At 74.6% G+C, this 14,744-nt stretch carries 14 protein-coding genes; 13 read left to right on the top strand and 1 reads right to left on the bottom strand.

From position 1 onward, the window contains the following. Positions 1-106: 106 nt before the first annotated feature. The 13 genes from pheS (at position 107) to ACFWN3_RS02310 (ending at position 13,667) form a co-directional block, all read left to right on the top strand. Complete coding sequence (pheS, locus tag ACFWN3_RS02370) at positions 107-1,201, top strand: phenylalanine--tRNA ligase subunit alpha (RefSeq protein WP_377643052.1); 1,095 nt, start codon at positions 107-109, stop codon at positions 1,199-1,201. Continuing rightward, positions 1,201-3,753 carry a phenylalanine--tRNA ligase subunit beta gene (gene pheT / locus ACFWN3_RS02365; protein ID WP_377643050.1) on the top strand — a complete coding sequence of 851 codons (2,553 nt, stop codon included), beginning with the start codon at positions 1,201-1,203 and terminating at the stop codon, positions 3,751-3,753. The genes pheS and pheT overlap by 1 nt, the downstream gene beginning before the upstream one ends. A gap of 10 nt (positions 3,754-3,763) precedes the next feature. Beyond that, complete coding sequence (locus tag ACFWN3_RS02360) at positions 3,764-4,579, top strand: SDR family oxidoreductase (protein ID WP_377643047.1); 816 nt, start codon at positions 3,764-3,766, stop codon at positions 4,577-4,579. A gap of 75 nt (positions 4,580-4,654) precedes the next feature. Further along, complete coding sequence (gene argC / locus ACFWN3_RS02355; protein ID WP_377643043.1) at positions 4,655-5,695, top strand: N-acetyl-gamma-glutamyl-phosphate reductase; 1,041 nt, start codon at positions 4,655-4,657, stop codon at positions 5,693-5,695. Further along, entirely contained in the window at positions 5,692-6,105 is a 414-nt protein-coding gene (locus tag ACFWN3_RS02350) for an ACT domain-containing protein (RefSeq protein ID WP_377643040.1), read from the top strand. Before argC ends, ACFWN3_RS02350 begins: the two co-directional genes overlap by 4 nt. Beyond that, a complete protein-coding gene (gene argJ, locus ACFWN3_RS02345; protein WP_377643039.1) occupies positions 6,105-7,256 on the top strand; it encodes a bifunctional glutamate N-acetyltransferase/amino-acid acetyltransferase ArgJ in 1,152 nt (383 codons plus the stop codon). Before ACFWN3_RS02350 ends, argJ begins: the two co-directional genes overlap by 1 nt. 13 nt (positions 7,257-7,269) lie before the next feature. Beyond that, complete coding sequence (gene argB / locus ACFWN3_RS02340) at positions 7,270-8,238, top strand: acetylglutamate kinase (protein ID WP_377643036.1); 969 nt, start codon at positions 7,270-7,272, stop codon at positions 8,236-8,238. Further along, positions 8,235-9,452, top strand: coding sequence for an acetylornithine transaminase (locus ACFWN3_RS02335; RefSeq protein ID WP_377643033.1), 1,218 nt, complete (start codon positions 8,235-8,237; stop codon positions 9,450-9,452). Before argB ends, ACFWN3_RS02335 begins: the two co-directional genes overlap by 4 nt. Beyond that, positions 9,449-10,414 (top strand): ornithine carbamoyltransferase, encoded by a 966-nt coding sequence (gene argF, locus ACFWN3_RS02330; RefSeq protein ID WP_377643030.1) that lies wholly within the window; start codon positions 9,449-9,451, stop codon positions 10,412-10,414. Before ACFWN3_RS02335 ends, argF begins: the two co-directional genes overlap by 4 nt. Further along, entirely contained in the window at positions 10,411-10,914 is a 504-nt protein-coding gene (locus ACFWN3_RS02325) for an arginine repressor (RefSeq protein WP_377643028.1), read from the top strand. The genes argF and ACFWN3_RS02325 overlap by 4 nt, the downstream gene beginning before the upstream one ends. Beyond that, positions 10,911-12,353 (top strand): argininosuccinate lyase, encoded by a 1,443-nt coding sequence (argH, locus tag ACFWN3_RS02320; RefSeq protein ID WP_377643026.1) that lies wholly within the window; start codon positions 10,911-10,913, stop codon positions 12,351-12,353. The genes ACFWN3_RS02325 and argH overlap by 4 nt, the downstream gene beginning before the upstream one ends. Positions 12,354-12,381: 28 nt before the next feature. After that, positions 12,382-13,023, top strand: coding sequence for a DNA-3-methyladenine glycosylase (locus ACFWN3_RS02315; RefSeq protein ID WP_377643024.1), 642 nt, complete (start codon positions 12,382-12,384; stop codon positions 13,021-13,023). Next, positions 13,020-13,667: a hypothetical protein gene (locus tag ACFWN3_RS02310; RefSeq protein ID WP_377643021.1), complete on the top strand. Its 648-nt coding sequence runs from the start codon at positions 13,020-13,022 to the stop codon at positions 13,665-13,667. The genes ACFWN3_RS02315 and ACFWN3_RS02310 overlap by 4 nt, the downstream gene beginning before the upstream one ends. Here the strand turns inward: ACFWN3_RS02310 and ACFWN3_RS02305 are convergent. Next, complete coding sequence (locus ACFWN3_RS02305; RefSeq protein WP_377643019.1) at positions 13,648-14,697, bottom strand: adenosine deaminase; 1,050 nt, start codon at positions 14,695-14,697, stop codon at positions 13,648-13,650. The genes ACFWN3_RS02310 and ACFWN3_RS02305 overlap by 20 nt on opposite strands. Positions 14,698-14,744 lie beyond the last annotated feature (47 nt).

Below are 14,744 nucleotides of genomic sequence, written 5' to 3'. Positions count from 1 at the left end.
TCGACGGCAGCGCCGTCCACCGCGCCCGGGGGCCGAGCCTCGTCCGACCCCCTGCGTCGCGCCCACCTAGACTCGGGCGCGCCCGACCCCTCGTGAAGTGGACACCATGTCAGGACCCAACACCAGCTACGACCCCGTCGAGGTCGCCGCGCTCGACCCGGCCGCGATCGACGCCGCCGTCGACGAGGCCCTCGCGGCCGCTGCCGCCGCGACCTCCCTCGACGAGCTCAAGGCCGTGCGCACCGCCCACCAGGGCGACCGCAGCGCCCTGGCGCTCGCGAACCGCGAGATCGGGGCGCTGCCCCCGAGCGCCAAGGCCGAGGCCGGCAAGCGCGTCGGGCAGGCCCGCGGCCGCGTGGCCCAGGCGCTCTCCGCGCGCCAGGCCGAGCTCGAGGCCGAGCGCGACGAGCGCATCCTCACCGAGGAGGCGCTCGACGTCACCCTGCCCACGGGCCGGCGCCCGCTCGGCCGGCGCCACCCCATCGAGCTGATGAGTCAGCGCATCGCCGACCTCTTCGTCGGCATGGGCTGGGAGATCGCCGAGGGTCCGGAGATCGAGGCGGAGTGGTTCAACTTCGACGCCCTCAACTTCGACGCCGACCACCCGGCCCGGCAGATGCAGGACACCTTCTACGTCGACCCGCCCGAGGGCGGACTCGTCCTGCGCACCCACACCTCGCCGGTCCAGGCGCGCACCCTCCTCGAGCGGGGCGTCCCCGTCTACGTCGCGGCCATCGGTCGGGTCTTCCGCACCGACGAGCTCGACGCCACCCACATGCCCGCGTTCCACCAGGTCGAGGGCCTCGCGGTCGACGAGGGCATCACGATGGCGCACCTCAAGGGCACCCTCGACCGGCTCGCCACCGAGCTGTTCGGCGACGGCATCACCACGCGACTTCGTCCCTCGTTCTTCCCCTTCACCGAGCCGAGCGCCGAGATGGACCTGCGCTGCTTCGTCTGCCGCGGCGAGGACCCCGACTGCCGGACCTGCAAGGGGACCGGCTGGATCGAGTGGGGCGGCTGCGGGATGGTCAACCGCAACGTGCTCACCGCGTGCGGCGTCGACCCCGACCGCTACACCGGGTTCGCGTTCGGCATGGGCATCGACCGTGCCCTGATGTTCCGCACCGGGGTCAGCGACATGCGCGACATGATCGAGGGAGACGTGCGCTTCGACGCGCAGTTCGGGATGGAGATCTGATGCGGGTTCCCGTCGACTGGCTGCGCGAGTACGTCGCGGTGCCGGAGGACGCGACCGGTGAGGCCATCGCGGCCTCCCTCGTCGCCGTCGGCCTCGAGGAGGAGGGGCTGCACACCGGTGGAGTCACCGGTCCGCTCGTCGTGGGCCGGGTGCTCACCCGCGAGCCCGAGCCGCAGAAGAACGGCAGGACGATCAACTGGTGCACCGTCGACGTCGGCGACGCCAACGGCACCGGCGAGCCCCAGGGCATCGTCTGCGGGGCGCACAACTTCGAGCCCGGCGACCTCGTCGTCGTCATCCTCCCCGGCGGCGTCCTCACCACACCCCAGGGACCGCTCGAGGTGTCGGCGCGCAGGACGTACGGGCACGTGTCGGCCGGCATGATCTGCTCCGAGCGGGAGCTCGGCATCGGCGACGACCACGACGGCATCCTCGTCCTGACCCGGAGGTTCGCCGGCGACGACGAGCTGCTGGCGTCGCTCGTCCCCGGCACCGACGCCCTCCCGCTCCTGGGCCTGGACCGCGAGACCGTCGAGGTCAACGTCACGCCCGACCGCGGGTACTGCTTCTCGGTGCGCGGCGTGGCCCGTGAGTACTCGCACGCCACCGGTGCCGCGTTCACCGACCCCGCGCTCGCGCTCGCGGCGACGGCGCCCGAGCCCACCGACGGCGGGTTCGAGGTCGTCCTCGCCGACGAGTCGCCGATCCGGGAGCGGCCCGGCTGCGACCGCTACGTCGCCCGGGTCGTGCGCGGCCTCGACGTCTCGGCACCGACTCCTCGGTGGATGGCGACGCGGCTCACCGAGGCGGGCATGCGGCCCATCTCGCTCCCGGTCGACGTCACCAACTACGTCATGCTCGGCCTCGGCCAGCCGCTCCACGCGTTCGACCTCGCCACCCTCGAGGCGCCAATCGTCGTGCGGCGGGCCCGGAGCGGCGAGCGGATCACCACCCTCGACGACGCCGACCGCGCCCTCGACACCGGCGACCTGCTCATCACCGACCGCGGGGGCGAGCGCCCCGTCGCCATCGCCGGGGTCATGGGCGGGGCCGAGACCGAGGTCGGCAGCGCGACGCGCGACGTCCTCATCGAGGCCGCTCACTTCGAGCCGGTGTCGGTCGCCCGCTCGGCCCGGCGCCACAAGCTGCCGTCCGAGGCGTCGCGCCGCTTCGAGCGCGGGGTCGACCCCGCTCTGGCGGCCGCGGCTGCGCAGCTCGCCGTCGAGCTCCTCGTCGAGCACGGTGGCGGCGTCGCCGACCCCGACGTCACCGACGTCGGCTCCCCGGCCGCACCCGAGCCGGTGACGATGCCGCTCTCGTTCCCCTCACGCGTCGTCGGGGTCCACTACGGGCCCAACGAGGTCACCTCCATCCTCGAGGCGATCGGCGCCGGCGTCACCCGTGAGGGCGACACGGTCGTCGTCACCCCGCCGACCTGGCGGCCGGACCTCACGACAGCCGAGGACCTCGTCGAGGAGGTCGCGCGCATCCACGGGTACGAGCGCATCCCCTCGATCGTCCCGTCGCCCCCGGGGGGCGCCGGCCTGACGCACGCGCAGCGGGTCCGGCGCACCGTCGCCACCACCCTTGCGGGACAGGGTCTCTCCGAGATCTGGAGCGCCCCGTTCGTCGGGGCCGACCGCTACGAGGCGCTGGGGCTCGACCCCGACGCCGAGGTCGCCCGGTCGGTCCGCCTGGCCAACCCCCTCTCCGACGAGGCGCCGCTCATGCGCACCCGCCTCCTCGCGACGATGGTCGACGCGCTGCGGCGCAACGTCGCCCGAGGCACGAGGGACGTCGGGATCTTCGAGCTCGGCCTCGTCGTCGACCTCGAGGGTGAGCAGCGCTCCGCTCCCACCGAGGACGTCGGCGTGCTGCCCTCGCCCGAGGTGCTCGCCGCCATCCGCGCCGCCGTCCCGCGGCAGCCGCGCCACGTCGCCTTCCTCCTCGCGGGGGACCGCGACCGGGCCGGCTGGTGGGGCGAGGGCCGCGCCGCCGACGTCAGCGACGTCCTCGAGGTCGTGCGCGTCCTCGGTGAGGCGCTGGCCGTCGAGGTCGTGACCGTCGCCTCCGGCGAGGCGCCGTTCCACCCGGGGCGCTGTGCCGCGGTGTCGCTGGCCGACGGCACGCTGGTCGGGCACGTCGGCGAGCTGCACCCCAAGGTCGTCGCCGCCCTCGGGCTGCCCGCGCGCACCGTCGGTGGGGAGCTCGACCTCGACGTCCTCACCGCCGCCGCCGAGGCGACGGTGCAGGCGCGCACCCTCGTCGCCTTCCCCATGGCGCAGAGCGACGTCGCGCTCGTCGTCGACGAGGCCGTGCCCGCTGCGAGGGTCGAGGCGGCCCTGCGCTCCGGAGCGGGGGAGACCCTCGAGTCGGTCGCCCTGTTCGACGTCTACCGCGGCGACCAGGTCGGCGAGGGGCGCAAGTCGCTCGCGTACCGGCTCACCTTCCGGGCGCCCGACCGGACGCTGACGACCGACGAGGTCAGCACCCTGCGCGACGCCGCGGCGCGAGCCGCCGGTGACGCCGTGGGTGCGGTGCAGCGGACGTGAGGCGGCGCCCGTGAGCCAGCCCGCCGACGTCCCCGTCGACGACGAGGGTGACGTCGCGCCCGAGCCCGACGTCGAGGAGGGCCGCGGGGGCCACCCGGTCGCCGTGGTCACCGGTGCCTCGCGCGGCATCGGCCGGCACGTCGCGATGGCGCTCGAGGACGCCGGCTGGGTCGTCGAGCGGGGCTCGACCGCCGTCGCGCCGGTCACCGAGCGCGCGGCGGTCGAGGCGTGGGTCGCTGAGGTCGTGGAGCGGCAGGGCCGGATCGACCTCCTCGTCAACAACGCCGGTGTCGTCGACGCCGAGGTCGACCTCCTCGAGTCCGACCCCGACGACTGGTGGCGCTGCGTCGAGGTCGACGTCCTCGGTCCGTACCTCGTGACGCGGGCCGTCGTGCCGCACATGGTCGCGGCCGGGGGAGGGCGGGTCGTCAACGTCAACAGCGGGGTCGCCCAGCGACCCTCCCGCTCGATGAGCGCGTACCACGTGGCGAAGACCGCCCTGGCGCGGCTGACCGGGGCCACGCACCTCGCGGGGTGGGAGCACGGCGTCCGCGCCTTCGACCTCATGCCCGGGATCGTGCGGACCGACATGACCGAGGGGATGGAGCTCCACGCCGGGCGCACCGAGTGGACCGACCCGGCCGACGTGGCCGACCTCGTCCTGGCGCTCGCGTCGGGCGACCTCGACGTGTGGTCGGGGCGGTTCGTCCGAGCCGGCGCCGACACGGCGGCCACCCTGCGGGCCCGCGCCGCGGCCGGCCTCGGCCCCACCGAGCGCACCCTCGTCCTCGACCTCCCCGACCCCGACGACCCCCTCCACCCCTGAGTCGCGGCACGGCTGTTGTCGTCCGTGGATCGGGCGTCGGTGCATGAACGTGCGAAACTCTGTATGATCATGCACATGCTGAGGGTCGCGGTCGCCGGAGCGAGTGGGTACGCCGGGGGAGAGGTCGTGCGCCTCCTCCTCCAGCACCCGGGGCTCGAGGTCGGCGCGCTCACGGCGTCCTCGAACGCGGGCCAGCCGCTGGGCGCGGTCCAGCCGCACCTGACCCCGCTCGCCGACCGGGTCCTCGAGGACACGACGGCCGAGGTCCTGGCCGGCCACGACGCCATCGTCCTGGCCCTCCCGCACGGGCACTCCGCGGCGCTGGCCGAGCAGCTCGGCGACGACGTCGTGGTCGTCGACTGCGGCGCGGACTTCCGGCTGCGCGACGCCGAGGCGTGGACGACGTACTACGACACCCCCCACGCGGGCTCGTGGCCCTACGGGATGCCCGAGCTCCCCACGGCTGAAGGCCCGCAGCGCGCGGCCCTCGACGGCGCCCGCCGGATCGCCGTCCCCGGCTGCTACCCGACCGCCGTCTCCCTCGCCCTCGCTCCCGGCCTCGTCGCCGGCGTCGTCCTCCCCGACGACATCACCGTCGTCGCGGCCTCGGGCACCTCGGGCGCGGGCAGGTCCCTCAAGGCCCACCTGCTCGGCGCCGAGGTGATGGGCGCGATGTCGCCCTACGGGGTGGGCGGCGTCCACCGGCACACCCCCGAGATCGAGCAGAACCTCACGGCGACGGGCGCCGGCGACGTCACCGTCTCGTTCACCCCGACCCTCGCCCCGATGCCGCGCGGCATCCTCGCGACGTGCACCGCCAAGGTCGCCCCCGGCACCGACGCCGCGGCCGTCCGTGAGGCGTGGCGCAGCGCCTACGCCGACGAGCCCTTCGTCCACCTGCTCCCCGAGGGTCGCTGGCCCAGCACCGGGAGCGTCCTCGGGAGCAACAGCGTCCACCTCCAGGTCGTCCTCGACGAGCGCGTCGGTCGCGTCGTCGTCGTGGCCGCCGTCGACAACCTCACCAAGGGGACCGCGGGCGCGGCGGTCCAGTGCCTCAACCTCGCCCTCGGCCTCCCCGAGACCACCGGTCTCCCCGTCGCGGGAGTGGCGCCGTGACCGCCATCCCGCGCCACCTCATGGAGCACCCCGAGGACGTCGCGATCGTCCGCCTCGCGGGCGGCGAGGAGCCGCAGTTCGACTGGACCGCGGGCCCGTTCTCGTCGCTCACCCGCACCCCCGACGAGACCTCCATCGTCTGCCTCGCGGCGGCCGTCCCCGCCGGCTCGCGCACCGAGGGGCCGTTCAAGGTCGTCGAGGTCGCCGGCCCGTTGGCGTTCGGCGCCGTCGGCGTCTTCGCCGAGATCCTCGGTCCCCTCGTCGACGCCGACATCTCCGTCCTCGGCTTCTCGACGTTCGACACCGACTGGGTGCTCGTGCCGGCCGACGACGCCGCCGCCGCGACCGAGGCGTGGCGCCGCGCCGGGATGTTCGTCACCCCCACCTCGCTGACCGGAGGCACCCGCTGATGTCCGTCACCACCCCGCGCGGCTTCCGCGCCGCCGGTGTCACGGCCGGGCTCAAGTCCTCGGGCCGCCCCGACCTCGCGCTCGTCGTCAACGACGGCCCCGACCGGCACGCCGCGGCCGTCTTCACGAGCAACCGGGTCGAGGCCGCGCCGGTCACCTGGTCGCGCCAGGTCGTCGCCGACGGCGAGGCCACGGTCGTCGTCCTCAACAGCGGCGGGGCCAACGCCTGCACCGGTGCCCCCGGGTTCCAGGACACCCACGCCACGGCCGAGCACGTCGCCGGCCTCCTCGGGGCCTCCGCCGGGGACGTCGTCGTCTGCTCCACCGGCCTCATCGGCGAACGGCTCCCGATGGAGCGCCTCCTGGCCGGCGTCGACGCCGCCGCTGCCGCCCTCGCACCCGACGGTGGCCCCGCGGCCGCCGAGGCGATCATGACGACCGACACCGTCGCGAAGGTCGCCACGGCCCAGCGCGACGGCTGGTCGGTCGGCGGCATGGCCAAGGGCGCCGGGATGCTCGCGCCCGCCCTCGCGACGATGCTCGTCGTCGTCACCACCGACGCGGTCGTCGACCCCGACGTGCTCGACGGGGTGCTGCGCGGCGCCACCTCCGTGACGTTCGACCGGGTCGACTCCGACGGCTGCATGTCGACCAACGACACCGTCGTCCTCCTCGCGTCCGGGGCCTCTGGCGTGGAGGTCGGCGCCGACGACCTCCGCGCCGCCGTCACCGACGTCTGCGCGAGCCTGGCGCGCCAGCTCGTCGCCGACGCCGAGGGGGCCCACCACGACATCGCCGTCGAGGTCGTCAACGCCGCGAGCCTCGACGACGCCCTCGAGGTCGCGCGCGCGGTCGCCCGCAACGCCCTCTTCAAGTGCGCCGTGTTCGGCAACGACCCGAACTGGGGCCGCGTCCTCGCCGCCGTGGGCACCACGGCCGCCGCCTTCGACCCCACGGCCCTCGACGTGTCGATGAACGGCGTCGAGGTCTGCCGGGCGGGAGGCGTGGGCGAGGACCGCTCGCTCGTCGACCTGTCCGGCCGCGAGGTCCGCGTCGTCGTCGACCTCCACGCGGGCGACACGACCGCCACCGTCTGGACCAACGACCTCACGCACGACTACGTCCACGAGAACTCCGCCTACTCCACCTGAGGACGAGCACCCGATGACACCCCCCGAGCAGTCCCTTCGCGGCGCGATCGACGCCGCGGCGCTGCGGGTCGCCCAGGGCAAGGCGAGCACCCTCGTCGAGGCGCTGCCCTGGCTCGAGCACTTCCGGGGTGCCCTCGTCGTCGTCAAGTACGGCGGCAACGCGATGGTCGACGACGCCCTCAAGGCCGCGTTCGCCCAGGACATCGCCTTCCTGCGGTTCGCGGGCCTGCGACCCGTCGTCGTCCACGGGGGCGGCCCCCAGATCAAGCACATGCTCGACCGGCTCGGCCTCGCCAGCGAGTTCAAGGGCGGCCTGCGGGTCACGACCCCCGAGGTCATGGACGTCGTGCGGATGGTGCTCACCGGTCAGGTGGGCCGCGAGCTCGTCGGACTGCTCAACCAGCACGGCCCGGTCGCGGTGGGCCTCTCCGGCGAGGACGCCGGCCTGTTCGGCGCCCGGCGTCGCGGGGTCGTCGTCGACGGCGAGGAGCACGACATCGGCCTCGTCGGCGACGTCGTCGAGGTCGACCCCGCCGCGGTCCTCGACCTCCTCGACGCCGGACGCATCCCCGTCGTCTCGACGATCGCCCCCGACCTCGACACCGAGGGCCAGGTGCTCAACGTCAACGCCGACACCGCCGCCGCGGCCCTGGCCGCGGCCCTCGGCGCGCGCAAGCTCGTCGTCCTCACCGACGTCGAGGGCGTGTACGCCGCCTGGCCCGACCGGTCCTCGCTGCTCTCCGAGCTGCGCGTGTCGGCCGCCCGCCGGCTGCTCGCCACCGTCGACGCGGGGATGATCCCCAAGCTCGAGGCCTGCATCCGGGCCGTGGAGGCGGGCGTCCCGCAGGCCCACGTCGTCGACGGCCGACAGCCGCACAGCATCCTGCTCGAGGTCTTCACCTCCGAGGGGATCGGCACCATGGTCCTTCCCGACGAGGACACCCCCGGCGTGGACACCCCCGACGAGGGAGGCGCGCGATGAGCGACCCCGGACCCGCCACCGCCCCGTGGCTCGACCGATACGAGGGCTCGCTGCTCAACCTCTTCGGCCGCCCGCAGCTCGTCCTCGAGCACGGCGACGGCGCCTGGGTGTGGGACGTCGACGGCAGGCGCTACCTCGACCTCGTCGGTGGCATCGCGGTCAACGCCCTCGGCCACAACCACGCGGCCCTCGTCTCGGCCGTCTCCAAGCAGGCCGGGCAGCTCGTCCACGTCTCGAACTTCTTCACCTCGATCCCGCAGGTCGAGCTCGCCGAGCGGCTGCTCGCCCTCGCCGGGGCGCCGGAGGGCAGCGCGGTCTTCTTCTGCAACAGCGGGACCGAGGCGATCGAGGCGGCGGTCAAGCTCGCCCGCCGGACCGGCCGCACGGGCATCGTCGCCGCCGAGGGAGCCTTCCACGGCCGCAGCACCGGTGCCCTCGCGCTCACCCACAAGAAGGCCTACCGCGAGCCCTTCGAGCCGCTCCTGCCCGGGGTGAGCCACGTGCCGTGGGGCGACGTCGACGCCCTGCGCGCCGCGGTCGACGCGGGCACCGGTGCCGTCGTCCTCGAGCCCGTCCAGGGGGAGGGTGGCGTCCTCGCCGCCCCCGAGGGCTACCTCCGGGCCGCGCGCGAGATCACCCGTGAGGCCGGGGCCCTCCTCGTCCTCGACGAGATCCAGACCGGGGTCGGCCGCACGGGGACGTGGTTCGCGTACCAGCAGGCCGGGATCGTCCCCGACGCGATCACCCTCGCCAAGGGCCTGGGCGGCGGGGTGCCGATCGGAGCACTCGTCACCTTCGGCCCAGAGGTCAGCGGGATGCTCACCCCCGGCATGCACGGCTCGACGTTCGGCGGGAACCCGCTGGCCTGCGCGGCCGGGCTCGCCGTCCTCGACACCATCGCGTCGGAAGGACTGCTCGAGCACGCCCGCGAGGCCGGGGAGCACCTCGTCGCCCGCGTGGCGGCCCTCGGCGACGACCGGGTCGTCGGCACCCGCGGCGCGGGGCTGCTGCGCGCGGTCGTCCTCGCCGGTGACTGGTCGGCGGCCGTCGTCGCCCACGCGCGCGACGCCGGCTTCATCGTCAACCCGGTGGCGCCGAACGCGATCCGCCTCGCCCCACCGCTCGTCATCACCACCGACGAGCTCGACCTGTTCGTCGAGGCCCTCCCGGGACTGCTCGACGCCGCCACCTCCGAGACCGAGGACGCCCGATGACGACCCGCCACTTCCTCGCCGACGACGACCTCTCGGCCGCCGAGCAGTCGGCCGTCCTCGACCGGGCCCTGGCGCTGAAGGCGGCGCCGTTCTCCGACCGCTGCCTGGAGGGGCCGCGCACCGTGGCGATCCTCTTCGACAAGCCCACTCTGCGCACCCAGGTGTCCTTCGTCGGTGCCGTCGCGGGACTCGGGGGCTTCCCGATGGTCGTCGACGGACGGCTGGCGGGCGTGGGCACCCGGGAGTCGGTGGCCGACGTCGCGCGCGTCCTCGGGCCGCAGTCGGCGGCGGTCGTGTGGCGCACCTTCGAGCAGGCCCACCTCGAGGAGATGGCGCGGTTCGCCGGGGTCCCCGTCGTCAACGCGCTCACCGACCTCTACCACCCGTGCCAGGTCCTCGCCGACCTCCTCACCGTGCGGGAAGCGCTGGGCCACACCGCAGGCCGCACCTTCGCCTACGTCGGTGACGGCGCCAACAACATGGCGCACAGCTACCTCCTCGGCTGCGCGCTCGCCGGGATGCACGTCCGGGTCGGGACCCCGTCCAGCCACCTCCCGGACGCCGACGTCGTCGCCCGCGCGCAGGCCGTCGCCGCGGAGGAGGGTGGCTCGGTCCTCGTCACCGACGACCCCGTCGCCGCCGTGCGGGGTGCCGACGTCGTCGCCACCGACACGTGGGTCTCGATGGGCCAGGAGGGCGAGTCCGACGAGCGCAAGGGCGTCGGAGGGCCGTTCGAGAAGTACCGGGTCGACGAGACGCTCATGGGCCACGCCGGAGCGGGCGCGGTCTTCCTCCACTGCCTCCCGGCGTACCGCGGGTACGAGGTCGACGCCGAGGTCCTCGACGGGCCGCGCTCGCTCGTGTGGCAGGAGGCCGAGAACCGGCTGCACGCGCAGAAGGCGCTCCTGTCCTGGCTCGTCGAGCAGAGCAGTGGCCCCGCCGACCCGAAGGAGCAGGGATGACCGTCTCCACCAGCCGCGCCGGGCGCCAGCAACGGATCGTCGAGATCCTCGCCGCGACGGCCGTCCGCTCGCAGACCGAGCTCCTCGACCACCTCGCCGCCGACGGGATCGAGGTCACCCAGGCGACGCTGTCGCGCGACCTCGTCGACGTCGGGGCCGAGCGGGTCCGCGTCGGCAAGAACCTCGTCTACGCCGTGCCGGGGGAGGGCGGCGACCGCACGGTGCGCCCCGCCACCGACACCGAGGAGCGGGTGACGCGCCTGCAGTCCCGCTGCCACGAGCTGCTCGTGACCGCCGACCACTCGGCCAACCTCGTCATCCTGAGGACGCCTCCCGGCGCCGCCAGCTTCCTCGCCTCCGCGCTCGACCACGCCTCGATGGAGGGGGTGCTCGGGACGATCGCCGGCGACGACACCATCATGGTCGTGACGCAGGGCGCCGCCCGCAGCCGTGAGGTCGTCGACCGCCTCATGACCTACACCCGGAGGGACCCCTCGTGACCCAGCCCGACGCGGCCACCGCCTCGGCCGCCCTCTGGGGTGGCCGGTTCGCCGGCGGACCGGCCGACGCGCTGGCCGCGCTGTCGAAGTCGACCCACTTCGACTGGCGCCTGGCGCTCCACGACATCGCGGGGTCACGCGCCCACGCCCGGGTCCTGCACCAGGCCGGCCTGCTCGACGACGCCACCCTCGACGCGATGCTCGACGCCCTCGAGCGCCTGCGGGCCGACGTGGAGTCGGGCGCCTTCCTCCCCGCGGAGTCCGACGAGGACGTCCACACCGCCCTCGAGCGCGGCCTCATCGAGCGCGCCGGCGCCGACGTCGGGGGCCGCCTGCGCGCCGGTCGCTCGCGCAACGACCAGATCGCCACCCTGTTCCGGATGTACCTGCGCGAGCACGCCCGCGTCGTCGGTGGGCTCGTCCTCGACGTCGTCGACGCCCTCGTCGCCCAGTCGACGCTGCACCTCGGGGTCGCGATGCCGGGCCGCACCCACCTCCAGCACGCCCAGCCGGTCCTGCTCTCGCACCACCTGCTCGCCCACGCCTGGGCGCTGCTGCGCGACGTCGACCGCCTGCGCGACTGGGACACCCGCGCGGCGGTGTCTCCCTACGGCTCGGGTGCGCTGGCCGGCTCGTCGCTCGGCCTGGACCCCGAGGCCGTCGCCGCCGACCTCGGCTTCGACTCCTCGGTCGAGAACTCCATCGACGGCACGGCCGCGCGTGACGTCGTCGCCGAGTTCTCGTTCGTCGCCGCCATGACGGCGGTCGACGTCTCGCGCCTCGCCGAGGAGGTCGTCCTCTGGGCCACGAAGGAGTTCTCCTTCATCACCCTCGACGACGCGTACTCCACGGGGTCGAGCATCATGCCGCAGAAGAAGAACCCCGACGTCGCCGAGCTCGCCCGGGGCAAGGCCGGGCGTCTCGTCGGCGACCTCGCGGGCCTCCTCACGACGCTCAAGGCCCTCCCGCTCGCGTACAACCGCGACCTCCAGGAGGACAAGGAGCCGGTGTTCGACGCCGTCGACACCCTCGAGGTCCTCCTCCCGGCGTTCTCCGGGATGGTGGCGACCCTCGTGTTCGACACCGAGCGTCTCGAGTCGCTGGCCCCCCAGGGGTTCTCGCTCGCGACCGACGTCGCCGAGTGGCTGGTTCGCGAGGGGGTGCCGTTCCGGGTGGCGCACGAGGTGGCCGGAGCGTGCGTGCGGGCGTGCGAGGAGCGCGGCATCGAGCTGTGGGATCTCAGCGACGACGACCTCTGGCGCATCAGCGAGCACCTGACGCCGGGCGTGCGCGACGTCCTCTCGGTCGAGGGCTCCCTCGCCTCCCGGTCCGCGCGCGGCGGCACGGCACCCGCCCGCGTCGCCGAGCAGCTCGAGCGGGTCGTCACGACCGCCGCCGACCACCGGGCCTGGTGCGAGGTCCAGCCGACCGTCCGCTGAGGTCCGCGCCACACGGGAGACTGGTCGCGTGACCACCACCCTCCCGGCCGCCTTCTTCGCGCGTGACGTCCTCGACGTCGCCCGCGACCTCCTCGGCTGCCGGGTCACCCATGCCGGGGTCACCGTGCGGCTCACCGAGGTCGAGGCCTACGCGGGCGCCGCCGATCCCGGCTCGCACGCGTTCCGCGGGCGGTCCCCGCGCACCGAGGTGATGTTCGGCCCGGCCGGCCGCCTCTACGTGTACTTCACCTACGGCATGCACTGGTGCGCCAACGTCGTCACCGGTCACGAGGGTGCGGCCTCGGCCGTCCTCCTGCGCGGCGGCGAGGTCGTCGCCGGCCACGACCTCGCCGCGGCTCGCCGGCCCGGCGTGCGCGAGCGCGACCTGGCCCGGGGGCCGGCGCGGCTGGCCACGACCCTCGGGCTCGGACGGGAGCACAACGGGCTCTCGCTCGTCGGGGCGCGGTCCGGCGGTCGGGTGGAGGGCCCGGTGGTCCCGGCCGACCCGTCCCGGGTCCGCACCGGTCCGCGCGTCGGGGTCAGCGGGGCCGGCGGCGACGGCACGGCCTTCCCGTGGCGGTTCTGGCTCGACGGCGATCCCACCGTGAGCGCCTACCGTCGCGCCACCCCGCGGAACCGGCCCAGCGGTTCCGGCGTCGCAGCCCCATGAGCGTGATCCGGGTCACCATTGCCACCGTCGTCACCGGCCTCGTCGCCGTCACCCTCGCCGCCTGCGGGTCGGCCACCACGCCCGGCGGAGGTGGCGCGGCCCCGTCCTCGAGCAGCGCGCCGGCCCCGCCCACGACCGTTCCCCCGGCCACCGGTCCGGTGACTGGCGTCGGGACCGTCATCGAGGTCCCCGAGAAGGGGCCCGAGCTGTGCCTCGGCCCCGTGCGCGAGTCCTTCCCGCCGCAGTGCGAGGGCGTGCCGCTCGCCCGGTGGGACTGGGCGAAGGCCGGCATCCAGGAGGAGTCGCCCGCCGGGACCGGCACCGCCGTCCGGTGGGGGACCTACGCGGTGACCGGGACCTTCGACGGCCTGACGATGACCGTGACCACGAGCGTCTCCCTCGCCCTGTACGACACCGTCGCCCCTCCCTCACCGCGCCCGATGGCGCCGCCCGAGCTGACCGCCGACGAGTGGGCCGACGTCGAGACCGGCGTCCGGCTCCTGCCCGGCCTGCTCACGAGCCTGCGGGAGGGCGATACGGGGCCCGTCCTCGTCGACGTCGTCCACGACGACGGCACGCTCCAGGACTGGGCCGACGCCGCGTTCGGCGTGGGCGCCGTCCGGGTCACCTCGATGCTGCGCTGACCTCCACGTGGGCGGCGATCTCCTCGCGCAGCGCCCGCCTGACGGCGTCGGGCGCGAAGGAGGCGTCGACCGCCGCGACGGCGAGGTCGGCGACCCCGGCCTCGTCGAGGTCGAGGAGCGCGGCGGCGACCTCGTACTCGCGGTTCAACGTCGTGCCGAACATCGGCGGGTCGTCGCTGTTGACGGTGACGACGACGCCGGCGTCGACCATCGCCCGGATGGGGTGGTCCTCGATCCGCTCGACGACCCGCGTGGCGACGTTGCTCGTCGGGCAGACCTCGAGCGGGATCCGGTGCTCGGCGAGGTGGTCGAGGAGTCGCGGGTCCTGCACGGAGGACGTGCCGTGGCCGATCCTCTCGGCACCGAGCAGGGTGAGGGCGTCCCAGACCGACTGCGGGCCGGTCGACTCGCCCGAGTGGGGGACCGAGTGCAGGCCGGCGGCGCGGGCCGCCGTGAAGTGCGGTGCGAACTGCGGTCGGGGGACCCCGATCTCGGGACCGCCGAGGCCGAACCCGACGAGCGCCTCGGGCCGGTGGTCGAGGGCGTACGACAGCGTCGCGTCCGCCGACTCCAGCCCCGCCTCGCCGGGGATGTCGTAGACCCACCGGAGGACGACACCGTGGTCGCGCTCGGCGGCGGTGCGGGCGTCCTCGATGGCCTCGGTGTAGGCCTCGATGGGGATCCCGCGGACGACGGAGGTGTACGGCGTCATCGTCAGCTCGGCGTACCTGACCTGCTGGGCGGCGAGGTCGCGGGCCACCTCGTAGGTGAGCATCCGCACGTCCTCGGCGGTCCGCAGGAGGTCGACCGTCGCGAGGTAGAGGTCGACGAAGTGGGCGAAGTCGGTGAATCTGAAGAAGCGCGCCAGCTCGTCGGGGTCGCGCGGCACGCTGCTGCCCGGATGACGCGCCGCGAGCTCGGCGACGACGCGCGGGGAGGCCGACCCCACGTGGTGCACGTGGAGCTCGGCCTTGGGCAGCCCCGCGACGAACGCGGCGAGGTCGGGACGCGGCGACGCGGTGGTGGTCATGGCGCGCCAGTGTGCCCCATGCGCGGCCGCACGCGCCGAAATGTGGT

It is taken from the genome of Oryzobacter terrae, from assembly GCF_042756445.1.
GTDB lineage: Bacteria > Actinomycetota > Actinomycetes > Actinomycetales > Dermatophilaceae > Oryzobacter > Oryzobacter terrae.
The sequence above is the reverse complement of the archived record's forward strand: the minus strand, read 5'-3'. Positions and strand labels throughout refer to the sequence as shown.